This window comes from Salinirubellus salinus, assembly GCF_025231485.1.
Classification (GTDB): Archaea; Halobacteriota; Halobacteria; order Halobacteriales; family Haloarculaceae; genus Salinirubellus; species Salinirubellus salinus.
Genome location: NZ_CP104003.1, coordinates 2491295 through 2518098 on the forward strand (window position 1 = coordinate 2491295; position 26804 = coordinate 2518098).

25 protein-coding genes are annotated in these 26804 nt (G+C 70.0%); 10 read left to right on the forward strand and 15 right to left on the reverse strand.

The annotated features are described in order from the left end of the window. Window positions 1–29: 29 nt before the first annotated feature. Both N0B31_RS13305 and N0B31_RS13310 read right to left on the reverse strand, forming a co-directional pair. Entirely contained in the window at window positions 30–2219 is a 2190-nt protein-coding gene (locus N0B31_RS13305; protein ID WP_380627787.1) for an ATP-dependent DNA helicase, read from the reverse strand. Window positions 2220–2473: 254 nt separating this feature from the next. Then, complete coding sequence (locus tag N0B31_RS13310; protein ID WP_260592115.1) at window positions 2474–3415, reverse strand: cation diffusion facilitator family transporter; 942 nt, start codon at window positions 3413–3415, stop codon at window positions 2474–2476. 66 nt (window positions 3416–3481) lie between these two features. Between N0B31_RS13310 and N0B31_RS13315 the strand changes: the two genes are divergently transcribed. After that, window positions 3482–3988 carry a metallophosphoesterase gene (locus tag N0B31_RS13315; protein WP_260592116.1) on the forward strand — a complete coding sequence of 169 codons (507 nt, stop codon included), beginning with the start codon at window positions 3482–3484 and terminating at the stop codon, window positions 3986–3988. A gap of 170 nt (window positions 3989–4158) precedes the next feature. Here N0B31_RS13315 and N0B31_RS13320 read toward each other — a convergent pair whose 3' ends face one another. Continuing rightward, window positions 4159–5064, reverse strand: a complete 906-nt coding sequence (locus N0B31_RS13320) for an ArsR/SmtB family transcription factor (RefSeq protein WP_260592117.1) — start codon at window positions 5062–5064, stop codon at window positions 4159–4161. A 117-nt stretch (window positions 5065–5181) separates the two neighbouring features. Between N0B31_RS13320 and N0B31_RS13325 the strand changes: the two genes are divergently transcribed. Beyond that, window positions 5182–5316: a DUF7859 family protein gene (locus tag N0B31_RS13325; protein WP_260592118.1), complete on the forward strand. Its 135-nt coding sequence runs from the start codon at window positions 5182–5184 to the stop codon at window positions 5314–5316. 8 nt (window positions 5317–5324) lie between these two features. Here the strand turns inward: N0B31_RS13325 and N0B31_RS13330 are convergent, their stop codons facing one another. After that, complete coding sequence (locus N0B31_RS13330; protein WP_260592119.1) at window positions 5325–6212, reverse strand: halocarboxylic acid dehydrogenase DehI family protein; 888 nt, start codon at window positions 6210–6212, stop codon at window positions 5325–5327. A 101-nt stretch (window positions 6213–6313) separates the two neighbouring features. Here N0B31_RS13330 and N0B31_RS13335 point away from each other — a divergent pair, with 101 nt between their 5' ends. Next, window positions 6314–7624 carry an MFS transporter gene (locus tag N0B31_RS13335; protein ID WP_260592120.1) on the forward strand — a complete coding sequence of 437 codons (1311 nt, stop codon included), beginning with the start codon at window positions 6314–6316 and terminating at the stop codon, window positions 7622–7624. 51 nt (window positions 7625–7675) lie between these two features. On the opposite strand, the gene N0B31_RS13340 is transcribed toward N0B31_RS13335, so the two are convergent. Together N0B31_RS13340 and N0B31_RS13345 are read right to left on the reverse strand one after the other, a co-directional pair. Next, a complete protein-coding gene (locus N0B31_RS13340) occupies window positions 7676–8113 on the reverse strand; it encodes a thioesterase family protein (protein WP_260592121.1) in 438 nt (145 codons plus the stop codon). A gap of 24 nt (window positions 8114–8137) precedes the next feature. Further along, window positions 8138–8773 carry a uracil-DNA glycosylase gene (locus tag N0B31_RS13345; RefSeq protein ID WP_260592122.1) on the reverse strand — a complete coding sequence of 212 codons (636 nt, stop codon included), beginning with the start codon at window positions 8771–8773 and terminating at the stop codon, window positions 8138–8140. 133 nt (window positions 8774–8906) lie between these two features. Here N0B31_RS13345 and N0B31_RS13350 point away from each other — a divergent pair, with 133 nt between their 5' ends. Continuing rightward, entirely contained in the window at window positions 8907–9071 is a 165-nt protein-coding gene (locus N0B31_RS13350) for a hypothetical protein (protein WP_260592123.1), read from the forward strand. 78 nt (window positions 9072–9149) lie between these two features. Then, complete coding sequence (ileS, locus tag N0B31_RS13355; RefSeq protein WP_260592124.1) at window positions 9150–12404, forward strand: isoleucine--tRNA ligase; 3255 nt, start codon at window positions 9150–9152, stop codon at window positions 12402–12404. A 50-nt stretch (window positions 12405–12454) separates the two neighbouring features. Here ileS and N0B31_RS13360 read toward each other — a convergent pair whose 3' ends face one another. The 4 genes from N0B31_RS13360 to N0B31_RS13375 form a co-directional block, all read right to left on the reverse strand. Further along, window positions 12455–13543, reverse strand: a complete 1089-nt coding sequence (locus N0B31_RS13360) for a sensor histidine kinase (RefSeq protein WP_260592125.1) — start codon at window positions 13541–13543, stop codon at window positions 12455–12457. Between the two features lie 193 nt (window positions 13544–13736). After that, entirely contained in the window at window positions 13737–14576 is an 840-nt protein-coding gene (gene prs, locus N0B31_RS13365) for a ribose-phosphate diphosphokinase (protein WP_260592126.1), read from the reverse strand. 234 nt (window positions 14577–14810) lie between these two features. Beyond that, on the reverse strand, window positions 14811–15071 hold the full coding sequence (locus N0B31_RS13370) for a glutathione S-transferase N-terminal domain-containing protein (RefSeq protein ID WP_260592127.1): 261 nt from the start codon (window positions 15069–15071) through the stop codon (window positions 14811–14813). Between the two features lie 156 nt (window positions 15072–15227). Then, a complete protein-coding gene (locus N0B31_RS13375; RefSeq protein WP_260592128.1) occupies window positions 15228–16607 on the reverse strand; it encodes an arylsulfotransferase family protein in 1380 nt (459 codons plus the stop codon). 144 nt (window positions 16608–16751) lie between these two features. Between N0B31_RS13375 and N0B31_RS13380 the strand changes: the two genes are divergently transcribed. Then, window positions 16752–17756, forward strand: coding sequence for an AAA family ATPase (locus tag N0B31_RS13380; RefSeq protein WP_260592129.1), 1005 nt, complete (start codon window positions 16752–16754; stop codon window positions 17754–17756). A 5-nt stretch (window positions 17757–17761) separates the two neighbouring features. Here N0B31_RS13380 and N0B31_RS13385 read toward each other — a convergent pair whose 3' ends face one another. The 3 genes from N0B31_RS13385 to N0B31_RS13395 form a co-directional block, all read right to left on the reverse strand. Further along, the gene (locus tag N0B31_RS13385; RefSeq protein ID WP_260592130.1) at window positions 17762–18454 is read right to left on the reverse strand and encodes an HAD family hydrolase; all 693 of its coding nucleotides are present in this window, start codon (window positions 18452–18454) and stop codon (window positions 17762–17764) included. Window positions 18455–18485: 31 nt separating this feature from the next. After that, window positions 18486–18638 carry a hypothetical protein gene (locus N0B31_RS13390; protein WP_260592131.1) on the reverse strand — a complete coding sequence of 51 codons (153 nt, stop codon included), beginning with the start codon at window positions 18636–18638 and terminating at the stop codon, window positions 18486–18488. Between the two features lie 99 nt (window positions 18639–18737). Then, a complete protein-coding gene (locus N0B31_RS13395) occupies window positions 18738–19793 on the reverse strand; it encodes a TIGR01177 family methyltransferase (protein WP_260592132.1) in 1056 nt (351 codons plus the stop codon). Between the two features lie 280 nt (window positions 19794–20073). Here N0B31_RS13395 and N0B31_RS13400 point away from each other — a divergent pair, with 280 nt between their 5' ends. After that, the gene (locus N0B31_RS13400; protein ID WP_260592133.1) at window positions 20074–20637 is read left to right on the forward strand and encodes a TATA-box-binding protein; all 564 of its coding nucleotides are present in this window, start codon (window positions 20074–20076) and stop codon (window positions 20635–20637) included. Window positions 20638–20707: 70 nt separating this feature from the next. Beyond that, window positions 20708–21124: a DUF7473 family protein gene (locus N0B31_RS13405; protein ID WP_260643989.1), complete on the forward strand. Its 417-nt coding sequence runs from the start codon at window positions 20708–20710 to the stop codon at window positions 21122–21124. A gap of 27 nt (window positions 21125–21151) precedes the next feature. Here the strand turns inward: N0B31_RS13405 and hisG are convergent, their stop codons facing one another. Continuing rightward, on the reverse strand, window positions 21152–21997 hold the full coding sequence (gene hisG / locus N0B31_RS13410) for an ATP phosphoribosyltransferase (RefSeq protein ID WP_260592134.1): 846 nt from the start codon (window positions 21995–21997) through the stop codon (window positions 21152–21154). 331 nt (window positions 21998–22328) lie between these two features. Here hisG and N0B31_RS13415 point away from each other — a divergent pair, with 331 nt between their 5' ends. After that, entirely contained in the window at window positions 22329–23621 is a 1293-nt protein-coding gene (locus N0B31_RS13415; protein ID WP_260592135.1) for an amidohydrolase, read from the forward strand. Here the strand turns inward: N0B31_RS13415 and N0B31_RS13420 are convergent. Next, entirely contained in the window at window positions 23614–24738 is a 1125-nt protein-coding gene (locus N0B31_RS13420; RefSeq protein ID WP_260592136.1) for a type IV pilin N-terminal domain-containing protein, read from the reverse strand. The two genes, N0B31_RS13415 and N0B31_RS13420, sit on opposite strands and share 8 nt — an antisense overlap. A gap of 245 nt (window positions 24739–24983) precedes the next feature. Here N0B31_RS13420 and N0B31_RS13425 point away from each other — a divergent pair, with 245 nt between their 5' ends. Then, entirely contained in the window at window positions 24984–26729 is a 1746-nt protein-coding gene (locus tag N0B31_RS13425; RefSeq protein WP_260592137.1) for a hypothetical protein, read from the forward strand. The last annotated feature ends 75 nt before the right edge of the window (window positions 26730–26804 follow it).

Here is a 26804-nt window from a genome sequence, read left to right on the forward strand (position 1 = left end):
GGTGGCCGGCCCGACGGGCGGACGCGTGCTCAGGGCGCTGGTGGCCCCTCCGGTCCCCAGGCGTCCACGTCGCCGTAGAAGTTCAGCATCGCGAACTTCAGTTTCCCCGGCCGCACGTCGATGAGCTCCGTGCGCTCCTCCTCCGGGAACGTCCCGTTGACGCTGTACTGGCCGAGGTCCGCCGCCTCGCTCGTCGTGTAGCGCTCGTCGACGAGGACGCGCGCCCCGAAGTCCTCGGGCGACCGGACCACCCGGCCGAGCGCCTGCCGGGTCTTGCGGACGGTGGGGATCTCGACGGCGTACTCCCAGCCGGGGTCCTCGTGGCCGTTCCCGCCGTCGCCGAACGCCCCCCGGTACGCGCGCTGGACGGCCTCCATCCGGTCGTCGAGGTGCGGGTACGGCACGCCCACCACGCAGACGGTACGGGCGTCGTCCCCGTCGTAACTCACCCCCTCGGTGAGGGTCCCCCACAGGGAGGTGAACAGCACCGCGTGGTCGTCTTCGACGAACCGCTGGCGGAGTTCCTCGGCACGCACGCCAGGGCGGTCGAGGTAGGGCGTGGCGTCCGTCTCGACCCGGTGGTAGTACCGTTCGGCCTCGGCGTACGACGGGAAGAACGCGAGCGTGTTGCCCGGCGTCATCCGTATGGAGTCGGTCAGCACCTGCGTCACTGTCTCCTGGACGCCGGGGTCGTCGCGGTTCCGGGCGTAGAGCGCCGGCACGTCGACGGCGTAGGTCCGCCGGCGTTCCTTCGGGAACGGGTCGCCGTAGGCCATCGTCACCGGGTCCGGCACCCCGAGGACGTCCTCGACGACGTCGAACGGTCGGAGCGTCGCCGACATCAGCACCGTCGCGTGCAGCTCGCCGAACAGGGGTGCCGTCACCTCGCGCGGGAGACACGCGTACAGTTCCGCGCGCCCGCGGAGGCCGCCCGTCTCGTCGCGCCGGACGCTGACGACGGGGTACTGGCCGGCCTTCTTCCCGTCGCGCATCCACGACTCGACGAACGAGGCGGCCTGGAGGACGCGACACTCCTTCCGGGTCGCCGTCTCGCCGTCCTTGTACGCCTGCTCGTAGCGCTTGTCGAGCGTCGCACCGAGTTCGAGCGCCGTCTCCAGGTCCCGATCGTAGCCGTCGCCCGTGTAGCGCTGGAGGAAGTCGACGGTCAGCGCGTCCCGGCCCTCCTCGCGGTCGACGGTGAGGTCCTCCCAGTCGTCGCCGACGGACTCGCGTTCGAACTCCGTCATCCCGTCCTCGTAGGTGGCGACGAGCGCGTCGCGGAACGCCCGGACGACGTTCTCGGCCGCCTCGGCGCGGTAGTCCTCCACGTCCTCGAGTTCCGAGAGCGCGCCGTCGAGCGTCACCTCCGCGAGCGACTTCGAGGCCTTCTCGCGCGCCGTCTCCTCGACGTTGTGTGCCTCGTCGAACACCGCGATCACGTCCTCGGGGTCCCGACCGAGCCACCGGAAGAACTGCTCGCGGACGAACGGGTCGAGCAGGTGGTGGTAGTTCGCCACCACGAGGTCCACGCCGTCCATCCCCTCTTTCAGCAGTTCGTAGCCGCAGAACCCCTCGCGCTCGGCCCACTCGTACACGTCGTCGGGCGTGCGGACGTCCTCGTAGAGCCACTCGTAGAACGCGTCCGTGTCGCCGACGAGGTTCCGGTAGAACCGGTCACAGACGTTCCGGTCCTCTTGGATGGTCTCCAGCTCCTGCTGGACCGATTCGAGTTCGGACATCACCGCGCCCCGGGCCTCGGCGGCCTCCTCGTTGCCGGACTGCGAGGCGTCGAGCAGTTCGGCCTCCCTCGCTTCGAGCGAGCGGAGGTCCTCCTCCTTCTCGACCACCTCACGGGTCGTGTCCCGGAGCGCCTGACACTCCTCGTAGCCAACGTCGATGTGGCACATCGACGCCTTCCCGCGGAAGACGACGGCCCGGATCGGCTCCGTACGGGTGATGGCCCGCGCGTCGGTGACGAACTGGCGCATCTGCTGGTGGACGTTCGTGACGATGACCACCGTCTTGTCCGCCTCGCGGGCGTAATCGAGCGCGGGGACGAGCGAGGCGAGCGTCTTGCCCGTCCCGCAGGCCCCCTCGAACAGGACGTTGCGCTCCTCGTCCAGCGCCTCGCGGATGCGGCCCATCGCCTCGTGCTGGTGCTCGTACGGCTCCTCGTACGGGAAGAAGCGCAGGTACTCGGGCGTGGTGGACCGCGACACGGCGACGGATTACTCCCGTTCCGATAAAAGGGTTCGCCGGGCAGGGTGGAACTGGAGCCGCGAGGAACCGAGCGCCAGCGAGGTTCCTCGGAGTCGCGAGCGGTGACCGCAGGGAACCGCCTGTCGCACGGGCGAGCGTTGAAGTACGAGGACGGGACCAGACCCTTCGTGACCTGAACCGGGTGCGTGCCGGTCTGGGCGGGAGTTCGGTGTGCCGGCACGTACGAGCGCCACGCACCGCCTGCTCGCCCAGCCTACAGCTCGGGTTCGATGTAGACCCGCTTCACCTGCGGCGCTCGGTCCATCACCGCCTGCTCGATGGCGCTGATGCGGTCGTCGATGCTCTCGGTGTCCATGGCGGAGTCGAAGCTCACGTCGGCGGCCAGCAACGCCTTCTCGGGGCCGAAGTAGACGGTGCTGAACTGGTCGACGTGGACCACGCCGTCGCTGTTCCGGATGAGCTCACGGAGTGGCCGTTCGTCCTCCTTCGGGAGCGACTCGCCCATCAGCAGGCGCTTGTTCTCCCACGCGAGCGCCAGCGCGAACCCCATCAGCATCAGCCCGATGAGGAGCGATCCGACCGCGTCGTACAGCGGGTTCCCGGTGACCCGCGAGAGGTAGACGGCGAACAGCGCGATGCCCGCGCCGGCCATCGCGATGGTGTCCTCGGTGAGCGCCGTCAGCGTCGTCACGTCGCTGGTCTTGCGGAACGCCTCGCGCAACGTCGTCCAGCCGTGCGTCTCCATCTGCCGGCTCATCTCCTGGTACGCCTTGTAGAGGGCGTACGCCTCGAACAGGATGGCACCGATCAGGACGACGTAGTTGACCCAGACGCCGGGGAACTCGAAGCCCAGGAGCGTCGCCGTGTTCGTGCTGACGGGGTGCGGGTCGACGATGGCCTGGTAGCCGTGCTTGGCCGACTCCCAGCCCGCGATGCCGAACAGGAGGACGGCGACGAGGAAGGCGTAGAAGAACTGCGCCTTCCCGTAGCCGAACGGGTGTCGCCGGTCGGCCTCTCGGCCGCTGTAGCGGATGCCGATGAGGAGGAACACCTGGTTCCCCGTGTCGGAGACGGAGTGGTACGTCTCGGAGAGCATGGAGGGACTCCCGGTGATGAGCCAGCCGACGAACTTCAGCACCGCGATGGCGCCGTTGGCGAACAGGGCGGCGAGGACGACGGATCTACTGCCTGCCATCGTCCGTGGGTCCCACGGCCGGCGCAAAGAACTACCGACTAAGTCGACCCGGGGCCGACGCTCGGTATGCTCGTCGTCCTCTCAGACACCCACGGCCGCGACGACCCCCGCCTCGAGGGGCGGACCCGCGAGGCCGTCGACGCGGCCGACATCGTCGTCCACGCCGGCGACTTCTGCACCGAGCCCGTCCTCGACGCGTTCGAAGCCCGCTGTGACCTGCGGGCCGTCCACGGCAACAACGACACGCCCGGCGTCCGCGAGCGGATACCCGCAGAGCGGGTCGTCGAGTGGGCAGGACTCGGGGTCGCCGTCGCGCACGGCCACGACCACACGGACGTGGCACTCACGATGTTCGCCCGGCAGTCGGCAGCAGACCTCGTCGTCGTCGGCCACTCCCACCGCCCCGGTTTCGAGGCCGGTGGGGCGTCGGGTATCCCGCGCCTGAATCCGGGGAGTCACGCCGACCCGCGGCGCTACCGACCGGCACACGCCGAACTCCGGCGGGACGGAGAGGGCTACGCGGGGCGTATCGTCCAGCCGGACGGCACGCTCGTGGAGTCGTTTCGGCTGTGAGTGTCGGGGGGAGAGCCGTCGCCGCGCTGCGGTCGAGCGTGGGGGAGGGCCGGCGTCAGCGGGGAACCAACCTGCCGGGGGCACTCGAGCGTGGGGGCGGACACATCAAGTACCTGACCAACACTCAAACGGCTCTTTTAGTTACCCGCTGAAACCCGATTCGGTCGGTGTCACCGGGTCATCGCGAGGCCCAGCGCCAGCACGAACAGGCCCCCGAGGAAGAACAGGAGGCCCGGCGGGACCGCGGGGGCGAACGGGTCGGAACCGCCGCCCGAGGCGGCCACCGTCTCGGTGACGGTACGGGCCACCTCCGTCGGCATCGCCGTCGGTTCGGCCGTCGGGGCGGCCGTCGCCACCTCGGTCGAGGTCTGGACCGCCGTCGGCGTCCCCGCGGGGGTCGGGGTCGCAGAGGCCGCCGGCGTTGGTTCCGGTGTCGACATGATGCTCACCCCGTCCGTCGAGGTGGCGGTCGACGACGCGCTGGCGGTCGGTTCCGGCGTCACCGTCGTGGTGTCGGCTATCGCCTCCGCCTCCGTGGTCGGCGTCCCCGTCTCGGTACCTGCGGCGGGGCCGCCCGCACCGCTGCCGGCGTCACCACCGTCGGCCGCCCCGGCACCACCCATCGAGGCGAACCGGGGGAGCACCCCCTCGCCGAACGCCTCCTGGACGAGGAGGGCGCCGAACGCCAGCGCGCCGACCCCGCCGACGAACCGCGAGAGCGCCGCACGCAGGCCCGAGGACTGTTCCTCACGTCCGGCGAAGATGACGAGGGGCTGGTCGGCAGGTGCGTAGAGGTCCATCTCGCGGCCCTTCTCCGAGTAGGCGGTGCCGACCACCTCGACGGCGCCGGCCTCCTCGAGTCGCTCGAGGTGGTACTGGACGTTCTGGAGGCTCGTGTCGACGCCGTCTGCGACGCGGGAGGGCGGGGCGGGGTCCTCGTGGAGGCGTGCGAGGATGCGGCGGGCCGTCTCCGAGGAGAGCGCCGAGAGCAACGCGTCGGCGTCGTCGCTGTCGACACCGACGACGCGCGGGCCGGCGTCCGTCGAGACGTCCGGTTCGGAGGGCAACAGTCCCATCTATCGGGAATAATTACCCGACCGGTATCAGTTTTGTCACGTGGCGTGAGCCGCTCACGTATCGACGGACCGGCCCGAAACCCCTTTGCGCCCGAGGCGCCAGGTGCAGACCAACAGATGCTCCCGCAAGTCGACCCCGTCCTCGTCGGGATCGTCGCGATCCTGCTGCTCATCGTCTTCTTCGTCTTCCTCTTCATCCGCCGGACCGTCACCGGGTTCACCGAGGGGATGCGCGAGGGACGCCAGCGGTAGTCGCACGCTCAGAGCGACCGCGCACCAGCCTCGCCGACCGTCGCCGCCCAGACCGGGAGTGCCGGTAGGACCGTCAGCACCGGTCCCGAATCGAACGTCCGGAACAGCGACGCCGCCTCCTCGACCGTCCGTTCTGAGAAGGCTGCCGACCGGAGGTCAGCCCGCGTGAGTCGCGGTCGGTAGGGTACGTCGTCGACGTACAGGTCCACGAGGTCACGCGCGCGAGCGACAGCCTCGTCGAAGGCGCTCGAATCGAAGCGGGGCGACAGTGCCGCCCACGCCGGGTCGAGGTAGCCCGGCCACTGCGCGAGACAGCGGTAGACGCTCGGGAGCGTGTCGTCGAACCCGTGGAACGCCCGGATGGCGTCGGCCGTCTCGGCCAGCGAGTCGGGCACCTCGTCGACCATCGTCGGCTCTGCCCCACGGTCACGGTCCAGCCACTCGGGGAAGGGGGCCGTCGCGTCGTACTCGACGGCGGCGTCGGCCGAGTTGGCAGGGGAGAGCGCGCCCCCACCGAGCGCCCGGTCGACGGCCTCGAACAGTACCGCCAGCCGCGGAGCCACCACGTCGAACGTCGCCAGCTGTCCCCGGAGTTCGCGGTACTCGGCGGGCTCGAGGCCGGTATCGGGCCGGCGGAACGTCGGTATCGGGTCGTCAGCCTCGAGTGCCGAGAGCACGGCGTCCCGGTACTCGACACTCAGGCGGGCGAACGCGCGGGTCTCGAACAGCGGTTTCACCTGCCCCCAGAGGTAGCGGGTGAACGCGGGGGCGTTCGCCGTCAGCGTCCGGAAGATCCAGTTGACGAAGGGCGCGCGGAACGTCCGGCGCACGTCCTCGTAGAGCCCGCGTTCGGCCCCCGTCGCCTCCAGTTCGTAGCGCTGACGGTCGGTGTCCATACCGGGGACCTCGCGGGGCGCGGGACAAGTACCTCCGGGGCGTGTGCGGGGCCACCCGGCCCACCCGGAGCTATTTGACGGAGCGCCGGGACCGCTGTGCAATGGCACGACGTGCGACACGCTGGCGCTGGCTCCTCTGGGGGCTCCTCGCGAGCGGGTTCCTCCTGGTCAACTTCCACCGGACCTCGACCGCGGTCATCTCGGGGCCGCTGGCGAGTACGTTCGACACCACGGGCACGGAACTCGGGTTCCTCCACGCCTCCTTCTTCTACATCTACGCGGCGCTCCAGTTACCGGCCGGTCTCCTCGTCGACCGCTACGGCTCCCGGAACGTCGCCGTGGGCGGGCTGATAGTCATGTCCACGGGCGCGCTCGGGTTCGCGTTCTCGCCTACGTTCGCCGTCGCGTTCGCGACCCGCGGGCTCGTCGGCCTCGGTGGGGCCGTCCTGTACACCGCCACGCTCCGGTTCCTCGCCAACTGGTACCGCCCGGACGAGTTCGCCACGATGACGGGGTGGACCATCGCCGCGGCGGGGCTCGGGGGCGTGCTGGCGACCACCCCGCTCGCCATCGCCATCGACGCCACCGACTGGCGGGTGTCGCTCGGGGCCGCCGCCCTCGCCGGGTTCGCACTGATGGTCGCCGTCTTCCTGTTCGTGCGCGACCGGCCGAGCGACGGTGGGTTCGACCCCATCGAGGGGGTCAACCCGCCAGAGGGGATGCCGGACGCCGCGACGGTCCTCGCCAACACCCGCGCCATCCTCGCCGAACGCGAGACGTGGCTGATGGGTGCCCTGCTCTTCTTCACCCTCGGCTCGAACTTCACCGTCCTCGGCCTCTGGGGCGTGCCGTACCTCGTCGACCTGTACGGTATCGGCGTGGGGACGGCCTCGGGCTACGTCCTCCTCGGGAACCTCGGCCTCCTCACCGGGTCGCCGGTCCTCGGCACGCTCTCCGACCACTTCGGCAGTCGGACGCCGTTCATCGTCGCCAGCACCGTCGTGTTCGTCCTCGCGTACGGGGTCGTCTTCCTCACCGTCCAGCCGCCGCTGGCCGTCTTCGGCGTCGCCCTGTTCGTCGCGCAGTTCGTCGGGGGCGGCACCCTCCTCTCGTACACGGTGGCGAAGGAGCGCCACGCCGCCAGCGCCAGCGCCACCGTCACCGGTGTAGTCAACGGGATGGGCTGGTTCGGCGCGGCCATCTTCCCCGCGGCGATGGGGGCCGCCCTCGACGCCTACTGGACCGGCGAACTGGTCGACGGCGCGCGCTCGTACACCGCCGCAGGCTACCGGGTCGCGTTCGGGCTCGTCGTCGCCGCCGGCCTCGTCGCGCTGGTCTGTGCCGTCTGGTTGCACCTGCGGGTCCACCGGGAGGAGGCGCGGCCGACGGGGGCGGCGCCGGCGGACGACTGACCGGTCCGCGTCGTGACAACCGCGGACGGCTGACCGGTCCGCCGTCCCGTGTCACGCCACGCGCTCGCGGAACGCGTCGCGGTCGACCACCCGGAAGTCGGTCTCCACGGTCCCGACCGTGTCGCCGTCGGCCTCACGCGTCACCCCACCCTCCAACGAGAGGCGCGACCCCTCCACCGCGACCACCTCCGTCTCGGCGACGAGGCTGACCCCCTCGGGGACGGCGAGGCGGTGCGAGACGGACGCGTACTCACCGGCACACCCCATCCCCTCGGGGAGCAGGCCACGGAGCGACCGGCGGCCGGTGAACTCCACCCACGCGAGCAGGGCTGGGGTACCGAACACCCGGACCGACTCCTCGGGGCCGGCGTCCGCGGCGGCCGACTGGAGCGGCGGGTCGTCCTGCGGGCCGAAGCAGTTGGTCGTGTGTGAGCGCTCGACGACGAACTCGCGGCGTCCGGTGGTCCCGACGAGCGAGGTGTAGTCCATACCGCCGGGAGTCGGGCGGCGGGCTTAAAGTTCGGCGAGCGTCTCGCCGAGCGCCGCGACGTACCCCTCGTACTCGTAGCCGAGTCGCGGAATCCAGACCTCCTGATAGGAAGGGTGGACCAGCGGGACGACCGGCGGGACGAGGCCGTCGACGTGGACGGCTTCGAGGACGCTGTCGAGGAACCCGTCGAGCGAGCGCCCGCCGACCGCGAACAGCGACTGCGTGGCGTGCTTGCCGGTGGCGAGGACGCAGTCGGGAGTGACGGTCTCGACCTCGCCGACGAGGTAGGGCCGGCAGTTCGCGCGTTCCTCGGCCGTCGGTTCGCGGTTCGAGCCCTCGCCGTCGCAGGGGAAGCACTTCACCGCGTTCGTGTAGTAGGCGTCGCCTTCGTACCCCACGTCCCTGACCAGCGACCGGACCTTCCGGCCGGAGTTCGCGGCGGTGTAGGCCATCCCGGAGTGGTTGCCACCCCGCCATCGCTCGCGGTCCGGGGCGCCGGCACCGGGGGCCTCACCGACGACGACGAGGGCGGCGTCCGTGGGACCGACCCCCCACGAGATGCGGGTCCGACAGTCGACGAGGGCGGGACAGCGCCGGCAGTCGGTCGCGAGTGGATTCGCCTCGCTCGGGTCGGGAGGGATGGGGTCCGGGGCGGCCATCGACGGGTCGTCTCGGTCGGCACCAATCGGCGTGTCGATTCTCGTATGCCTATGAGTATAATCACCCCTAGATTGGAGACACCCACATAAGGACAACGTTTAGGTGTGCGAACGACCACCAAACGGACGAGATATGCGCGAACAGGAACGTGCGCTGGTCGAGTCGGAACCGTCGCTGCCGACCGCCAAGGGCCGATACGGGGGATTCAGTCTGGAGAACGGGGAGTACGTGATCTTCGACCGCCGCTCTCCGGAGACGTGGGTGCAGTCGAACCACACTGTCGAGGTCCGACAGTAGCGCGGACCCGGAGCCCCACCCGACACGGCCTGCTGTCCGACCGATTCCCCTTTAGTGGCGGCGGTACACTCCCCTCCCATGAGTGAAGACGCCGGCGAGGACGGCCCCGGATTCGAACGGTTCGGGGAGGTCCCCGACCAGTACGACCCGGCCGAGGTGGAGGCCCGGGTGTTCGACTACTGGGACGAGACCGACGCCTACGAGAAGGCGAAGGCGCACCGCGCCGACGGCGAGGACTACTTCTTCGTCGACGGCCCGCCGTACACCTCCGGGGCGGCCCACATGGGCACGACGTGGAACAAGTCGCTGAAGGACGCCTACATCCGCTACCTCCGCCAGCGCGGCTACGACGTGACCGACCGGCCGGGCTACGACATGCACGGCCTCCCCATCGAGACGAAGGTGGAGGAGCGCCTCGACTTCGAGAACAAGAAGGACATCGAGGCGTTCGGGATGGAGAACTTCATCGAGGAGTGCAAGACCTTCGCCGAGGACCAGCTGGAGGGCCTGCAGGACGACTTCAGGTCCTTCGGCGTCTGGATGGACTGGGAGAACCCCTACAAGACCATCTCGCCGGAGTACATGGAGGCGGCGTGGTGGGGGTTCCAGCGCGCCCACGAGCGCGGGCTCGTCACGCAGGGCAAACGCTCCATCACCCAGTGTCCCCGGTGTGAGACCGCCATCGCCAAGAACGAGGTCGAGTACCACACCGCCGAGGCACCCTCCATCTACGTGAAGTTCCCCCTCCGAGAGCGCGAGGGGAGCCTCGTCATCTGGACCACCACCCCGTGGACCATCCCCGCCAACACGTTCGTCGCCGTCGACGAGGACGTGACCTACGCCGCCGTCCGCGTGGAGGACGACGCCACCGAGGGCGACGCCGAGGCGGGCGAACTGCTCTACCTCGCGCTGGACGTCGTGGACGACGTGATGGAGCGGGCCGGCGTCGAGCACTTCCAGGTCGTCGACGAGTTCAAGGGCTCGGACCTCGTCGGCTGGGCGTACGACCACCCGCTGGCCGAGGAGGTCCCGGACCACGCGCAGGCCGAGGGCTCCGGCGAGGTCTACCACGCAGACTACGTCGAGGTCGACCGGACCGGGATGGTCCACTCCGCGCCGGGCCACGGTGAGGAGGACTTCGCCCGCGGGCAGGAACTCGGACTCGAGGTGTTCTGTCCGGTCGGGTCGGACGGCGTCTACGGCGAGGAGGCCGGGACGTACGCGGGCCAGTTCGTCCGCGACGCCAACGACGACATCGTCGCGGACCTCACGGAGAAGGGCCTGATGCTCCGCTCGGAGGACGGCCACGTCATCGACGAGGGGCAGTGCTGGCGCTGTGACACGGACATCGTCCGCATCGTCACCGACCAGTGGTTCATCACCGTCTCGGACATCAAGGACGAACTGCTCGCCAACATCGAGGACAGCGAGTGGTACCCGCAGGAGGCACGGGACAACCGCTTCCGGAAGTTCGTCGAGAACTCGCCGGACTGGAACGTCTCGCGCCAGCGCTACTGGGGCATCCCGCTCCCCATCTGGACCCCGGAGGACTGGGCGGGCGACATGGACGAGGTGCTCGTGTTCGGCACCCGTGAGGAACTCGCCGACGCCGTCGACCAGGACGTCGACCCCGCCGAGCTGGACCTCCACCGCCCGACCGTCGACGACCTGACCGTCACGCGCGATGGGACCACCTACGAGCGCGTGCCGGACGTGTTCGACGTCTGGCTGGACTCCTCGGTCGCCTCGTGGGGGACGCTCGACTACCCGGAGGACGACTCGCGATTCGACGACCTCTGGCCCGCCGACCTCATCATGGAGGCCCACGACCAGACCCGCGGCTGGTTCTGGTCGCAGCTCGGGATGGGCACCGCCGCGCTCGGCGAGGTGCCGTACGAGCAGGTCCTGATGCACGGCTGGGCGCTGGCCGAGGACGGCCGCAAGATGTCGAAGTCGCTGGGCAACATCGTCGCCCCGCAGGAGGCCATCGACCGCCACGGCGCCGACCCGATGCGCCTGTTCCTCCTCAGCCAGAACCCACAGGGCGACGACATGCGCTTCTCGTGGGACGAGATGTCGAACATGCAGCGGGACCTGAACATCCTCTGGAACGTGTTCCGGTTCCCGCTGCCGTACATGCGCATCGACGGATTCTCTCCAGAGGAGACGACCGTCGAGGACGCCGCCCTCGAAGTCGTCGACGAGTGGGTGCTCTCCCGGCTCCAGACCGTCGAGACCGAGATGGCCGAGCACTGGGAGGCGTTCCGGCAGGACCGGGCGCTCGAGGTGCTCCTCGAGTTCGTCGTCGAGGACGTCTCGCGGTTCTACATCCAGGTCGTCCGCGAGCGGATGTGGGAGGAGGAGGACTCGCCCTCGAAGAACGCGGCGTACGCCACGTTCTACCGCGTGCTGACGGAGGTGACGGCGCTGCTCGCGCCGTACGCCCCGTTCGTCGCCGAGACGGTGTACGGCACCCTGACCGGGGAGGCCGGCCACGACACCGTCCACATGTGCGACTGGCCCGAACCCGACGCCGACCTCCGGAACGAGGAGCTGGAGGGCGACATCGAGGTGCTCCGTGGCGTCGAGGAGGCGGGGGCGAACGCCCGCCAGCAGGCCGAGCGCAAGCTCCGGTGGCCCGTCCAGCGGGTCGTCGTCGCCGCGGACGACGACGAGGCCGCCGCCGCCGTGGACCGCCAGCGGGCGCTCCTGCGTGACCGGCTGAACGCCCGCGAGATCGAACTGGTCGAGCCGGGCGAGGAGTGGGGCGAACTCGCCTACTCGGCCCGCGCCGACATGTCGGTGCTCGGCCCCGCCTTCGGCGGCGAGGCCGGCGAGGTGATGAACGCGCTCAACGAGGCGAGCGTCACCGAGCAGTCGCTGGCGGCGCTCGAGGCCGCCGTCGCGGACGCGCTCGGCCGCGAGGTCGAGTTGACCGAGGAGATGGTCTCGTTCGTCACCGAGACGCCGGCGGGCGTCGAGGGGACCACCTTCCGGGTCGACGGCGACGACCGGGGCGTCGTCTACGTCGACACCGCGCTGACCGAGGACATCGAGGCCGAGGGGTACGCCCGCGAGGTCATCCGCCGCGTGCAGGAGATGCGCAAGGACCTCGACCTCGACCTCGAAGCCGAGGTGCGCGTCGAACTCGACGTGGCCGACGACCGCGTGGCCGACCTCGTCGCTCGACACGAGGACCTCGTCGCGAGCGAGGTCAGGGCGCGCGAGTTCGGCCCAGTCGGCGACGGCGCGCTCACCGAGACGTGGGACGTCGAGGGCGTGGAGATGACCATCGGCGTCGAGCCGCTGGCGGCAGAGCCGGCGTCGGACTGACGGGGCTCGCCGTCGTGGCAACCGGCGAGGACTGACGAAACCCCCCTCGTTCAGGCCGCCGGAAGCCGAATCTCGAACACCGCACCGCGCTCCTCGTTGTCCTCAACGTGGATCGACCCGCCGTAGCCGGAGACCAGCGTGTCGACGAGGTAGAGCCCGAGGCCGTGGTTGCCCGGACCCGTCGGTTCGAACACCGACGCCTTACGGGCGTCGGAGATGCCCGGTCCGTCGTCGGCGACGCGGACGACCACCCACTCGCCGTCGCCTTCGGCCGTCACCGCGACCTGCGGGACGTCTCGGTCGCTGTGCTCGACGGCGTTCGTGAGCACGTTCTCGAAGACGTACCGGACCAGTGGGTCGGCCCGCACGACGAGCCCCTCGGGGACCTCGACCCAGACCGCGACGGGGGCGTTCGCGTACTCGAGTGAATCCACCTCGTCGAGCAACACCGGCCGGAGGTCGACCGGCCGGCGGTCGGTCTCGCCGGCGGTGGACTGGACCAGCACCCGGACGTTCTCGACGAGGGCGACCACGGCCTCGTGCTGGGTTTCGATGGTGTCGAGTTCGGCGTCGGCGTCGGTCTTCTCACGGACGATGGAGGCGTAGCCCTGCGCGATGTGGACGCTGTTGAGCACGTTGTGCCGGAGGAGGTTGTTCAGGAACTGGAGGCGCTCGCGTTCGCGTTCGGCGAGTTCGGCCTCCACCTGCGCGCGCTCGGCCTCGCGGGCGGCCTCCACGCTCCGGAACTCGTTGACGCCGGCGACCAGCCCACCCGTCGAGCCGACACCGCCGAGGAACTGGACCAGCGGGAGCGCCTCGGTGAGCGACCCGCTCTGTCCGAGCAGCGCGAAGGCGACGATGGCGACGAGTCCACCCGTCCCGGCGAGCGTCCAGACGAACAGTCGAGGGTAGAAGGAGGCGCTGTAGTCGAGGCGGCGCACTCCCGCCCAGAGCACGAGGGTGGCGAGCGCCGGGAGCGTCGCGAGGACGAACTCGAGCGGCGTGCGGCCGTTCGTGAGGAAGTCGAAGACACCGAGCCCGACGAAGAGGACCCCGAGGCCGACGATGCCGACCTCGGCCGCAGCACCCGTCAGTCTCGGGACGCGGCCGGTCGACGCTCTCACCCCCGACGGTTGCACGGGGTAGTACGGTGTCGCTGGGGTACCTAAGCGTTTCGTCGGCGTGAGAAGGTCGCTGAAGACCCCCCGTTCATTCCACGGGCACGCGAAGCGAGAGGTAGATGCGGCCCACCACGTTCCTCGGCGCCTGTCTCGTGCTCGTGGCCGGGGCCCCACCGGTGTCGCCACGCCGGGCGCCGACTGGTGTCGTGAGTCAGAGGAACTCGGCAAGCGTCGGCGCGACGCTCACCGCGCTCACCTCGCGCTCGACGGTGTCCGTCCCCCAGACGCCGTCGACGCCCGCCCGTGCCAGTCGGGTCCGTGCGCTCCCGGCGAGGACGGGGTGGACGCAGGTGACGAACGTGTGTGCCGGGTCGTCCAGTTGCGCGATGGCCTCGCTCATCGTCCCACCGGTGGCGACGATGTCGTCGACGAGGACCACGTCACGGCCGGCGACGTCCGTCTCCGCTGGGGCCATCGACACCTCGCCGGTGTCGCGGTCGCGGTGCTTCTCGAAGTGGTCGGTCGTGCCGGTGCCGTAGGCCTCGCGGACGCTCTCGGCGAGGTCCGTGGCGGAGGCGTCGGGCGCGAGGAACAGCGGGTCGGCGAGGTCGGCGGGGAGCGGCTCGGCGAGGCGGGGGGCCGCGTCGACGACGGTGCACTCGACGTCGAAGAAGTCGGCGACGGCCGCCTCGTGTGGGTTGACGAGGACGACGCGGTCGGTGCCCGTCGAGACGGCCCGGGCGACCGCCCGTGCGGAGACCGGTTCCCCCTCGCGGAAGGCCTCGTCCTGCCGGCCGTAGCCCATGTACGGGAGGACGGTGACCACCTCGTCAGCCTGCTCGCCGGCGACGTCCTGCAACTGGAGGAGTTCGACGTGTGCCTCGTCGCTCGTGGTGGCGGCCACGACGACGACCCGGTCGGCCTCGAACGGCGCCCGGGCCATCCCCTCGCCGTCCGCGAACCGCTGGTACTCGACCGGCGCGAGGGGTTCGTCCAGTTCGCGGGCGAGCGCGGCCGCGAGCGACTGGGAGGCGGACCCCGGGAGTATCATGTTCCGGCGTGGGCGTCGCCGGGTTACAAAGCTTCGCCTTTGGCCCGCGTGGCCGAGCGAAGCGGGGCCACGGAGACGCGAGCGGGAGCGAGTGCGTGGTCGACCGACGGGGGACCACGCGGCGAACGACGACCAGCGGGAGTCATGAGCGTACCGAGCGACACGCGAGCCGTGCGACCGACGCCGAGAGTGCCGCCGCTCGGGGGGGCGAGCGGAACGTGAGAACGAGCGACCTTACGCCGAGGCTCCCGCGCCGTACGTCTCCTCCAGGTACGCGACGATGTCGTCGGACTCGGGCATCCCCTCGACGTCGTGCTCGGGGTCGACGAGGACGGGCACGCCGGTCTGGCCGCTGACCTCCTTCACCTCCGTCCGCTCGGCGTGCGAGCGAGGGACCATGATGGAGTCGTACTCGAGGCCGAGTTCGTCGAGTTTCGCGGTGACCTTCGCGCAGTACGGGCAGCCCTCCAGTTCGTAGAGTGTGAGGTTCGCCATTCGAGCCGGTGTAGGGCGGGGTGGCTCAAGAGACCAGCGGTGTCTGTAGAGCGGCCGCACAGACGAGTCGGCGGCGGAGCGGGCTACGCTCGGACGGGTCGTGGCGAGCGGAGGAGTGCTCGTGCTGGCGCGACTGAACCCGCCCAGCACCGCCGTTCAGGTCCCGCCGCCCGCGCCCCGCACCCGCTCCACGGCTGCGACGAACCCGCGGGCGATACGCCGGCGGTTGTAGACGAGTTCACCCGCGCCCCACCCGAGCGTGACGAGGACGGCGAGGAACACACCCGCGAGCGCCCACGAGGACATCCAGACCGGGCGCAGGAACGGCGTGACGTGCTTGTAGCGCGCGGAGAACTCGCTGGCCGGCCCCTCGAACGCCGTGTTCGCGGCGCTGGCGTTCAGCCAGTCCGAGAACGTCTCCTGACTGGCCGGGCCGACGCCGGCACCGCCCGAGACGCGGTAGGTGCCGGTGGCGTTCAGGTCGGCCATCGTCGGGCCGTTCGAGCCGGACGGGCCGCGCTCGGCGTCGTAGGGACCCCACGAGGCGTAGAACTCCCAGACGACGGTGCCGTCGGGGGCGACCTCGACGACACGGTGGTTCAGCGAGTCCGTGACCAGCGTGTTGCCGTTCTGCAGGCGGTCGGCGTCACGCGGCCAGTTGAACCCCGTGACGGCCCACGTCTCCGTCCAGTTGCCGTCGCGGCGCTCGTACTCCACGACCCGGTCGTTCTCCGAGTCAGCGACGAGGATGGTGGGGTCGCCGTCCTCGCTCCGGAGCCAGTCGGGGTTGTGCTGTTCGTACAGCGTGTCGTGGTCGTCGTCGGTGCCGAGGCGGTAGTCGATGGAGTCCGTCGACCGGTTGAGCAGTATCACCTGGTCGAAGTTCCGGGGCGAGACGAGGTACTCGCCGTCGCCGACCTTGTCCACGTCGTTGACGTGCGTCCAGTCGGCCGAGAAGCCGCCGTCCGTCGTGTTGGGGTAGTGCTGGTTGAACACCCACTCCCAGACGACGGTGTCGTTCGACCGGTCGTACACCAGCACGCGGTCGTTCGAGACCCCGTCCTCGTTGTTCCGCATGTTGGCGATGAGCAGCTGGTCGCCGTTGATCAGGTCCGCGTCGTGCGTGTCGTGGAGGTCGGGGAACCGCTCGGTCCAGACGGCCTCGTCGGTCTCGGGGTCGAGTTCGAAGACGACGGTCCCGTCCGGGTTCGTGGAGGTGACCAGCAGGTTCCCGTTCTCCAGCGGGTCGACGTCGTAGAACCAGTTGGCGTCGTGTTCCTCGCCGCCGGTTATCACGCGACCGTTCGCGTCACCGTCGGCCGCGACGAGGCGAGCGGGCTTCTTCGGGTTGCCGACGCCCTTGAAGTGGAAGCCCTGGACGCCGACGTAGGTGGTGTCGTTCGCGGGCGACTCGACCGTGCCGGGGCCGAGTCCGGTCTTCTCGTGGGTGACGGCTGAGACGCCGGTGGGGACGAGGAGAGCGACGACGACGAGCGCGAGGACCCCGCGAGCGAGCCACGGGCGGGACCATTCCATGCCGTGACACGCGGTTTCGGGGTAGGAACGTCTTGTGGTTCCCAGCGAGACCGTCCGCACGTCCGGCAGGTCCGCCACGGGTCGCCCCGCGCCCCTCGCAAACGGGTGGATTGATACCCGCCCGCGGACTAGCCTCGGTAACGAATGGACGCACCGCTCTGGACCGAGCGACACGCCCCCGCCCTCTCGGACCTCCCCCAGCCGAAGGTGCGCGAGACGCTCGACCGGGCCACCGACGAACCCGTCAACCTCGTCCTCCACGGGCCACGCGGGAGCGGCAAGACGGCCGCCGTGAAGGCGCTCGCCCGCGAGGTCCACACCGACCCGGAGAACGACCTCACGGTCATCAACGTCGCGGACTTCTTCGGCCGGACGAAGACGGAGATCAAGAACGACCCGCGGTTCGAGCACTTCCTCGTCGGCCGCTCCCGGATGAGCAAGCGCGACATGATCAACTACGTCCTGAAGGAGTCGGCGTCCTACGCGCCCGTCTCGGGGACGTACAAGACGGTCCTGCTCGACAACGCCGAGTCCATCCGCGAGGACTTCCAGCAGGCGCTCCGCCGCGTGATGGAGCAGTACGCGCGGAACACACAGTTCGTCATCACGACGCGCCAGCCCTCCAAACTGATACCGCCCATCGAGTCGCGGTGTCTCCCGGTGCCGGTCCGCGCGCCCACCGAGGCCGAGATCGTCGAGGTACTCGAACACATCGTCGAGGCCGAGGGCGTCGCGTACGAGGCCGGTGGGCTGGAGTACGTCGCGGCGGCCGCCGACGGCGACCTGCGCTCGGCCATCCTGAGCGCCCAGACCACGGCCGAGCAGGCCGGCGAGGTGACGATGGACGCGGCGTTCGAGACGCTCGGCGAGGTCGGCTACGAGGAGACAGTCGACGGGATGCTCGAAGCGGCCGAACGGGGCGACTTCAAAGAGGCCCGCAAGACGCTCGACTCCCTCCTGAACGACGAGGGGCTCGACGGCGAGGAGGTGCTCGCGGAGTTGCTCGTCGCCGGCCGCGACCGCCACGAGGGCGACGAGGCCGCGCTCGCCCACCTCCACCGGCAGGCCGCGGACGTCGACATGCGGTTGCAGGAGGGGGTCTCCGCGCGCACCCAGATAGCACGGTTGCTGGCGGAACTGGGTGTCTGAGTCGGTCAGTCCGGGAGCAGGTCGGGGACCTCGGCGAGCGTCGCGGTCCGGTCCCACTCGCCGGTCGTGCCACCGGGAGCGTCGGTAATCTGTACGACGGGGACCCCGGCGTCCCACGCCGCCTCGCACTCCCGGTCGGCGTCGGCGCAGGCGGCCCAGAACCGCCCGTCGCCGGCCCAGTCGTACACGGTCTCCCACGCGCGTGGGTGCGGGAGTTCGTACCCAGTCGTCGCCGAGACGAACGTCTGCGAGAACGGGAGCCCGAGGTCGCCGAGCACCTCGGGGAGGTCCGGTGGGCCGTTGCCGAGCAGGAGCGGTGTCCACCCCCGCTCCCGAACCGCCGTCAGGGTCGCCGCGGCGTCCGGGTGGACCCGCCACCGGTCGGTGTCGCGGTAGGCCCCGCGGACCCGTTCGGCGAGCGCGTCGGCCCGCCGGCGGGGGACGCCGGCGCCGGCGAACGCGGCGGCAAAGACCGGTTCGTGCTGGCCCCACCAGCGGTCGCCCGGCCAGTCGGCGTGCATCTCGCCGGGACGCTCCCACGGGAATCCGGAGAGGTGGGGCTCGAGGTCGGCGGCGTCGGCGGGCACGTCCGCCGCGTGGCGCGAGAGGGTGTCGGCGAGGACGCCGGGCCACCCACCCTCGCGAGCGGCGAGGACGTCCGGAGAGAGTACGAGGTAGCGGTTCCGACTCCGTGTCACGGCCGGGGCGAGGCGGGCCGCCGAGAAAGGGTCACCGGTCGCGTGGCTTCGAGATGTTCACCATCTCGACGCCACACGTCGAGCAACAGCACGCGCCGCGGGCCTCGACGCGCTCGGCACACCGTGGGCACTCGTAGGTCCACACCTCCCGGTCGATGTCGGTCGCCGGGTCGGGAACTCGCATGCGTACGTGTAACACAAGAATACGTTTCAACCTGATGTCCGTTCCCAGACCACTGGAACGGGCGGCCGCCGGCAGCCACGACGCCGGCCACGACGACGGTCAGTACGGCGCGCCGTCGTGGAGCAGGTGGAGGTAGCGCACGAGCGATCCGTGGACCCGGCGCTCGATGACCGTCTCGACGGTCCAGCCGGCCTCGCGAGCCAGCGCGGCCCACGACCGGTCGGCGACCACGACGGCACGAGGCGCCACGTCGCGGGCGGCCGCGAGCGCCCCGCCGACGAGCGGTTCGAGGTCGCCGACCACCTTCGACTGGCGGCCGTAGGGGGCGTCGAACACGACGCCGTCGGCCACGTCGTCTCTCACGGGAGGGCGGGTGGCGTCGCCGCGGACCGTCTCGTACTCGCCGGTCCCCTCGCCGTCGAGGTAGGCCGCGAGGTTCTGCTTCGCGCCGCGGACCATCTTCCACTGTGCGTCGAGGCCGAGGACGTCCGCGCCGACGAGGCCCGCCTCGAGGAGGAGGCCACCCGTGCCACACATCGGGTCGACGATGCGGGCCCCCTCGCGGGCGCCGGCGCAGTTCACGAGCGCCCGAGCGAGCATCGGGTCCATGCTCCCCGGCTGGAAGAACGGCCGGTCGGTCGGCTTGCGCTCGGTGAAGTCCCGTGCCGAGCGGCGTTCGACCCAGCCGAGCGCGCAGACGTCGTCGGAGAACAGCGCCCGGAGTTCGTGGTCGGGGGCGTCGAGGTCGACCTCGTAGCCGCGGTCCGAGAGGACGCCGCCGAGCGCGCGTTCGGCGTCGCGAGTCGAGACGCCCGCGAGCGCCTGTACGTCACGGGCGCGGACCCGGACGGTGCCCTCGCGGTCTCGCGGGGCACCACCGGCCCCGCTCGGACGTTCCGAGGGCACACCTCGTTCGCCCTCGCGGTCGAACTTGGGGGCCGACTCGAGCAACGTCACCGCGGCCTCGACGGTGGGGTCGCAGGTGCCGACGAGCGCCGAGGCCGTGCGGGTGAACGCGAGTCGCTCCACCCGGTCGGTCAGGGCGCCCGCCGTCGCCAGTCCGGGCGCGAGCGCCTCGACGCCGGTGCAGGCGCTGGCGGCCTCGTAGCGCGCGAGTTCGTCGTCACCCTGTCCGGCGAGTTCGAGGACGTACACGGCCGGTGTCGTGGGGGGAGGGGAATCAGGGTGTCGGTAGCGTGGTCGAACGGAGTGAGAGCACGGGGAGCGGGGAGCGAAGCGACCCGCGAACAGCGAAGGCGCGAACGGAGTGAGACCACGGAAATCGGAGAGCGAAACGACCCACAGAGTCCCCGCACGAGGCGTCTACCCCCATTTGAACGGACGAACGGCGTTCGCGTGGACCCTTCGCAGAATCGACCTGTCAGCGGCCACCCCTCACCTTTATAAAGGTTAAATACGTGATTTAAGTCGAAGCATGAGCGACCCCAAGGAAACCATCAACATCGAGAACGTCGTCGCCTCGACAGGTATCGGGCAGGAGCTCGACCTGCAGAGCGTGGCGATGGACCTCGAAGGCGCGGACTACGACCCCGAGCAGTTCCCCGGCCTCGTCTACCGCACGCAGAACCCCAAGAGCGCGGCGCTGATCTTCCGCTCCGGTAAGATTGTCTGTACGGGCGCGAAGTCAACGGACGACGTCCACGAGAGCCTCCGCATCGTCTTCGACAAGCTCCGTGACCTCCAGATCGAGGTCGACGAGGACCCCGAGATCGTCGTCCAGAACATCGTCACCTCGGCCGACCTCGGCCGCAATCTCAACCTCAACGCCATCGCCATCGGGCTGGGCCTGGAGAACATCGAGTACGAGCCCGAGCAGTTCCCCGGGCTGGTCTACCGCCTCGACGACCCGGACGTGGTCGCCCTGCTGTTCGGCTCGGGCAAGCTCGTCATCACCGGCGGCAAACAGCCCGTCGACGCGGAACACGCGGTCGACAAGATCGTCTCGCGACTCGAGGAGCTCGGCCTGCTCGACGGCTGAGCCGGCGGAACCCCTCGGAATCTCCCGAATCGGCACGTACAAACCCGGTCCCCGAGTAGTTCGGGGCGTGATGCTCCAGTCGGCGTCCGCCTTCGTGGTCCCGCTCCAGACGGACGTGACGGGCGGTGGACTGCTCGCGCTCGTCGTCACCTTCCTGCTGACGACGCTGTTCTACGCCGTCACGCTCCACCTCGCGGCCACGTTCTTCATCGGCGACGTACCCTCCCAGCGAGCCGTCTACGCTGCCGTCCCCCCGGCCATCGTCTCCATCCTCCTCCAGCAGTACGGGCAGACCGACGCCGGAATCGGGCTCGACCCCTCGTTGCTCGTGGGGCTGGTCGTCGTCGCCACGTTGCTCGCGGACCTCATCGCCATCAGTTTCGTCTACCGGCTGAAGTTCCGCTCGGCCGCGCCGCTGGTGCTGTTGCACTTCGGCATCGCGGCGGTACTGGGTATCGCCATCGGGAACATCCTCGGGGTGCTGTGAGGCGAGCGCCCGACGGACGGCCCTCGCTCACTCCACCAGCCGCTCGATCTCCGTCACGAGGATGTCCTCCGCCCCGACCCGCTTCAGCTCCGAGATGACCTCGAACACCTCGCGTTCGTCGACGACGACGTGGACCGCCTGGGCGTCCTGCCCGTCGATGTCCATCACCGTCGGGCCGCCCATCCCCGGGATGACCTCCTCCACGTCCGCGAGGCGCCCGTCGGGAACGTTCATCATCAGGTAGCGCTTGCCGTCCGCGGCGACGACGCTGCCGAGCGCGGTGGCGACCTGCTGGACCTTCGGGTCGCCGGCCGTCTCCTCGCGGGCGAACAGGTGGACCGAGGACTGGAGCACCTCGGCCACGATCTCGAGCCGGTTCATCCGCAGCGTGGTGCCGGTCGAGGTGATGTCGACGATGGCGTCGGCGATGTCGACGTGCGGGGTGAGTTCGGTCGCGCCGGAGACCTCGGCGATGTCGGCCTCCACGCCCTCGTCCGCGAGGAACTGGCGCGTGATGCGCGGGAACTCGGTGGCGACGGTGCCGCCGTCGAGGTCCGCGACCGTCTCGATGTCGCTCTCCTCCGGCGCGGCGAGGACGAGTCGGCACTGGCCGAAGCCGAGGTCCAGCATCGACTCGAGGTCCGTCCCGCTCTCGCGTACCTGGTCGAGCCCGGTGATGCCGCAGGCCGCGGCACCGTCGGCCACGTACTCCGGGATGTCCGCGGCGCGGGCGAACAGCACCGTCACGTCCGGGTCGACGGTGTCGGCGTAGAGCTTCCGGTCGGCCCCGTCGACGACGTGCAGGCCGGCGCGTTCGAGCAACCGCATCGCTGGGTCGTGCAGGCGGCCCTTGTTGGGGACGGCGATTCGCATGCTTGTCTGGTGGTGTTCGGCCGTGGGGATGGCTCTTTCGTCCCGAGGGGGGCGTGGCGTCGTGTGTGGTCGTCGGGGAGCTGTCCGAGTCCTGTCGGGTAGAGAGCGACGGACGTGCGAGTCGCGGCACAGGTGAACCGCACCGCCGTCAGCCGGGCACCGCTGTCGCAGCGTCACGGCACGCCACCCCTCCCCCGCGTCGGACACGCTCGCTGTCGCGAGCGGTCCGCCGTGGCCGTCTCGCTCGCCCGGTTGCCACCGAACGTCCCCTCGTCAGTCGGACCGACCCGGAACCACGACACCTAACAGCCGACCCCCCGACTCCCCGGCCATGACCACGCTCGAACTCAGCGGCGGGCACGTCCTCCGCCCCGACCTCACGGTCGAGCGGGCGGACGTGCTCGTCGACCAGTCGGCCGGCGAGGTGCTCGAAGTGGGTGCCCTCGCGGGGACCGGCGACGAGATGCTCGACTGTTCCGGGTCGCTCGTGATGCCCGGCCTCGTCAACGCCCACGGACACGGCGCGATGACGCTCCTGCGTGGCTACGCGGACGACAAGCCACTCGAGGCGTGGCTGGAGGAGGACATCTGGCCCGCCGAGGCCGAGCTCGAGGCCGGCGACGTGGGCGCAGGGACCCGGCTCGCCGCCGTCGAGATGCTGCGAAGCGGGACGACCGCCTTCGTCGACATGTACTTCCAGGTCGACGAGGTGGTGGACGCGGTGACCGAGGCCGGCCTCCGCGCTCGGGTCGGTCACGGCGTCGTCACGGTCGGGAAGGACGACGAGGCGGCCCGCGCGGACTTCGAGGAGTCGCTCGCCGTGGCGGAGCGACACGACGGGGCGGCCGACGGCCGCGTCCGGACCGCGGTGATGCCCCACGCCCCGCACACGGTCGGGACGGAGTTCTTCGAGGCGTTCGTCCCCCGCGTCCACGAGGCGGGCATCCCCCTGCACTTCCACCTGAACGAGACGCCGGCGTACCTCGACCCCATCGAGGCCGAGTACGGCGAACGGCCGACCGTCTACGCCGACGACCTCGGACTGCTCGGCGAGGACAGCTGGGTCGCCCACGGCGTCCACGTCGACGACTCGGAGATCGAACTGCTCGCCGAGACGGGCACGAGCGTCGTCCACTGCCCCGCCTCGAACATGAAGCTCGCCAGCGGGATGGCTCCGGTACAGGAGCTGCTCGACGCCGGCGTCATGGTGGGGCTGGGCACCGACGGCGCCGCCTCGAACAACGACCTCGACCTGTTCGACGAGATGCGCGACGCCGCGATGGTTGGGAAACTCGCCGCCGAGGACGCGAGTGCGGTCGCCGCGCCGGACGTCGTGCGGATGGCGACCGAGGGCTCGGCCGCGGCCGCGGGCCTCCCCGTCGGCCGCGTCGAGGCGGGTGGCGTCGCCGACTTCGCCGTCGTCGACTTCGAGCAGCCACACCTCACCCCGACCCACGACTTCGTGAGCCACCTCGTGTACGCCGCCCGCGGCAGCGACGTGCGCCACACGATATGCGACGGCGCGGTGCTGGTCCGTGACGGGACGGTGACGACGCTGGACGAGGACGCGGTCCGGGAGTCGGCGAGCGAGCACGCGACCGCGCTGGTCGACCGCGCTAACTGACGGTGTAGGTGGCAGTCGTGGTCTGTCCGGCGGCGTCGAGGACGGTGAGTCGAACCACGTCACCGTTGTCGAGCGAGGGCGAGGAGAACGTCGGTTCGTTCGAGACCAAGGTGAAGTCGCTGCCGTCGTCGACTTCCCAGCGGTACTGGTAGTCCTCGCCGTCCTCGTAGAGTCTGACGTTCCGTATCTGCGTGTCCGCGTTCGCGTCGGCATCGTCGTCGTTGACGAAGACGATTCGGTCGATCCGATCACTACTCCCGGCCGAGAACGCACCGAGCTGCGAGGCCTGAACCCGATACGTCCGCCAGCCGTCACCCGGCGAATACGACTGTCCGTTCACGTCCTGGACCGCCGTCCCCCAGTTCTGGGAGCCCCAGGCTCGGAGGCTCCGAGCCGGACTCACGCTGTTATCCTTCTCGAGCGAGAGCCCCTGTATCTCGCCCTCGGCGGCGTCGGAGCGGAACTCGAAGGCAACGACGGTGTCGCCGGTGACGTAGTAGTCGTACGCACGGTCCTGCCACCGGTTTCCATCCAGGCGAATGCCGTCGCCGCCGTCGGTGAACGCCACGGATCCGGTCTTGTCCTGCGATCCGGCGAAGCCGTCGACCGTGGCGTCCGAGAGTGCCACCGTCGGCGCTCCCTTCGTACCTCCGGTCACGGTCGGGTCGAACGTGTACGTGCCCCCGCTCTCGCTCACCGAGAGCGAGACGCCGAACGCGTCCTCGATGACCCGCTCGGCGTTGACGATGACGCCGTTCGTCGGCTCGTGGATCAGTCTGATGGAGAGGTCTCCATCGCCAAAACCGTGATTCACCGTCAGGCTGTCGCCCGCCCCGAACATGCCGCTCGTCACCGACGACAGCGGGACACGGTTCGTCTCCTCGCCCTGCCCGAACACGAGGGTCAGCTCCTCGGTGTCGATGACTTCACCGCTCTCGTGGGTGAGCGTGACCGTACTGCCGGACGCCTCCACGTCGATCCGCGCACCGGGTGGTGTGTCCGTGAGCGACCCACCCAGTGACCCGAAGTTCAGGAACACCGTCGCCGAGAGCACGAGTGTGATGCCCACGGCGAACAACACCCCCAGCGACTCCGACTGTCCCCGTGACCCTCGCATGGGTGTCGTTCCGAAGAAGCTCATAAGTACCTGTATATTCACACGAGCGTCGATAGGAGCGGCGGTGGTGGGCCGCAATCGGCGACGCCAGGCAGTCGGGGGACCGGTCTGGCGTTAAACCACGAGACCGGAGTGTGAACAATTTACGCCGTTCTAAGCCCGTAATATCCAGACACGGACGGCGTGTGAACGGACTGAACGAGAGACCCCGTTTATTCTCGACGACGAGAGTGTCTCGGATACAGATGGCACGGAACAGCAAACTGTTCGCGGTCACGATGGCGTCGCTGCTGGTGTTCGTGGCGTTCACGCCGGGGGCACTGGCGGCGTCGGCCGCAAACGCGGCCGCGAACACGTCGGTCGACGTCTCGACGGAGGCGGCGACGGACGTGACGGTGGACAGCGCGACCCTGAACGGTAACGTGACGGAACTGAACGGCTCCGAGAACGCCAGCCTGGCGTTCCAGTACTGGGCGGCCGACGACTCGGTGAACAAGACGACCGTCGAGGCCGGCAACCTCTCCAGCGAGGGTGCGTTCTCCGCCGACGTGGGCGACCTCTCGCCGGACACGACGTACGTGTACGTGGCGACGGCCGGCGCCGGCAACGCAGCGGCCGTCGGCGCCGAGCAGGAGTTCACGACGCTCGAGACGCTCGACGTGAGCGTCGAGACCGACGGTGCGGTGAACGTCACCGCGACGAACGCCACGTTCGAGGGTGACCTCACCGACGTCCAGGGCGCCGAGAACGCCAGCGTCTCGTTCCGGATGTACGAGGAGGGTCAGCGCAACACGACGAACGTCCTGACCCTCGGCGAGCAGTCCGAGGGGAACTTCTCCGCGGACGTGAGCGAGCTCTCACCGAACACGGCCTACGTGGTCGTCGCGCAGGCCGAGGCCGAGCGTGGGAACGAGTCGGAGGACGCGACCGGCGAGTCGGTGAACTTCACCACCGACGACGCGACCCAGCCGCTGGGCGTCGAGACGGCGAACGCGAGCGACGTGACGAACACGTCGGCGTCGCTGAACGGCGACCTCACGGGGCTGAACGGCTCGGACAACGCGAGCGTCTCGTTCACCTACTGGGTGTCCGGTGACGCGGCGAACACGACGACGACCACCGCGGTCGAACTCGATGCGCCCGGGAGCTTCAGCGCGGCCGTCGACGGCCTCGCGGGCAACACGACGTACGTCTACGCCGCCACGGCCGAGACCGGCGACGAGAGCGTCGCCGGCGAGAACGTGACGTTCACCACCGAGGCCGACGTGCTGCCGCTGGGCGTCGAGACGGACGACGCGACCGAGGTGGCGAACGCCTCGGCGACGCTGAACGGCGACCTCACGGGCCTCAACGGCTCTGACAGCGCCGCCGTCGCCTTCGAGTACTGGGCCGTGAACGGCAGCGAGAGCGCGACCACCGTCGACGCCGGCAACCTGAGCGACGCCGGCACGTTCGACGCGGGCGTCTCCGGCCTCCAGAACAACACGACGTACGTCTACGTCGCCACGGCCGAGGTCGGCAACGCCGCCGTCACTGGCGAGGAGGAGACGTTCACCACCGGTGCCGCCGAGGAGGAGGGCTTCGTCCCGCCGAACGGACCGTTCGGCCAGCAGGTCGTCGCGTTCGTCGACTACCTGCGCAACTCCGAGGACGCCGAGGAGCGTAACCTCGGCCAGTCCATCTCGGACTGGGTCACCGCGAACAACCCCGGTGCCGACAACCGTCCGGACCACGCCGGCCCGCCGGCGGACAAGGGCCCCAGCGCGGACAAGGAACGTGGCCCGCCGGAGGACAAGGAGCGCGGCCCGCCGGAGGACAAGGAACGTGGCCCGCCGGCGGACAGGGGTCCGGACGAGGACGACGATGACGCGGCGCCCGAGGACGACGAGGAAGAGGCCGACGACAGCGACGACGACGAGGAAGACGACGACAGCGACGACGACGAGGAAGACGACAAGGGCGGCCCGCCGGAGCACGCGGGTCCGAAGTAGGCCTCCTGTCGCCACACGACCCCCGTTCCCCTCTCGCACCACCCACGAACCACTCCCATTCACACACGCTCTCTA

Bases quoted from the DNA above. Each gene is read 5' to 3' on its own strand.
- N0B31_RS13425 (WP_260592137.1), top strand. From the start codon at position 24,984: ATGGCACGGAACAGCAAACTGTTCGCGGTCACGATGGCGTCGCTGCTG.
- N0B31_RS13330 (WP_260592119.1), bottom strand. From the start codon at position 6,212: ATGGACACCGACCGTCAGCGCTACGAACTGGAGGCGACGGGGGCCGAA.
- N0B31_RS13310 (WP_260592115.1), bottom strand. From the start codon at position 3,415: ATGGCAGGCAGTAGATCCGTCGTCCTCGCCGCCCTGTTCGCCAACGGC.
- N0B31_RS13345 (WP_260592122.1), bottom strand. From the start codon at position 8,773: ATGGCCGCCCCGGACCCCATCCCTCCCGACCCGAGCGAGGCGAATCCA.
- N0B31_RS13415 (WP_260592135.1), top strand. From the start codon at position 22,329: ATGACCACGCTCGAACTCAGCGGCGGGCACGTCCTCCGCCCCGACCTC.
- N0B31_RS13390 (WP_260592131.1), bottom strand. From the start codon at position 18,638: ATGCGAGTTCCCGACCCGGCGACCGACATCGACCGGGAGGTGTGGACC.
- N0B31_RS13315 (WP_260592116.1), top strand. From the start codon at position 3,482: ATGCTCGTCGTCCTCTCAGACACCCACGGCCGCGACGACCCCCGCCTC.
- N0B31_RS13405 (WP_260643989.1), top strand. From the start codon at position 20,708: ATGCTCCAGTCGGCGTCCGCCTTCGTGGTCCCGCTCCAGACGGACGTG.
- N0B31_RS13335 (WP_260592120.1), top strand. From the start codon at position 6,314: ATGGCACGACGTGCGACACGCTGGCGCTGGCTCCTCTGGGGGCTCCTC.
- N0B31_RS13380 (WP_260592129.1), top strand. From the start codon at position 16,752: ATGGACGCACCGCTCTGGACCGAGCGACACGCCCCCGCCCTCTCGGAC.
- N0B31_RS13420 (WP_260592136.1), bottom strand. From the start codon at position 24,738: ATGCGAGGGTCACGGGGACAGTCGGAGTCGCTGGGGGTGTTGTTCGCC.
- N0B31_RS13320 (WP_260592117.1), bottom strand. From the start codon at position 5,064: ATGGGACTGTTGCCCTCCGAACCGGACGTCTCGACGGACGCCGGCCCG.
- hisG (WP_260592134.1), bottom strand. From the start codon at position 21,997: ATGCGAATCGCCGTCCCCAACAAGGGCCGCCTGCACGACCCAGCGATG.
- N0B31_RS13350 (WP_260592123.1), top strand. From the start codon at position 8,907: ATGCGCGAACAGGAACGTGCGCTGGTCGAGTCGGAACCGTCGCTGCCG.
- N0B31_RS13370 (WP_260592127.1), bottom strand. From the start codon at position 15,071: ATGGCGAACCTCACACTCTACGAACTGGAGGGCTGCCCGTACTGCGCG.
- prs (WP_260592126.1), bottom strand. From the start codon at position 14,576: ATGATACTCCCGGGGTCCGCCTCCCAGTCGCTCGCGGCCGCGCTCGCC.
- N0B31_RS13375 (WP_260592128.1), bottom strand. From the start codon at position 16,607: ATGGAATGGTCCCGCCCGTGGCTCGCTCGCGGGGTCCTCGCGCTCGTC.
- N0B31_RS13400 (WP_260592133.1), top strand. From the start codon at position 20,074: ATGAGCGACCCCAAGGAAACCATCAACATCGAGAACGTCGTCGCCTCG.
- N0B31_RS13325 (WP_260592118.1), top strand. From the start codon at position 5,182: ATGCTCCCGCAAGTCGACCCCGTCCTCGTCGGGATCGTCGCGATCCTG.
- N0B31_RS13340 (WP_260592121.1), bottom strand. From the start codon at position 8,113: ATGGACTACACCTCGCTCGTCGGGACCACCGGACGCCGCGAGTTCGTC.
- ileS (WP_260592124.1), top strand. From the start codon at position 9,150: ATGAGTGAAGACGCCGGCGAGGACGGCCCCGGATTCGAACGGTTCGGG.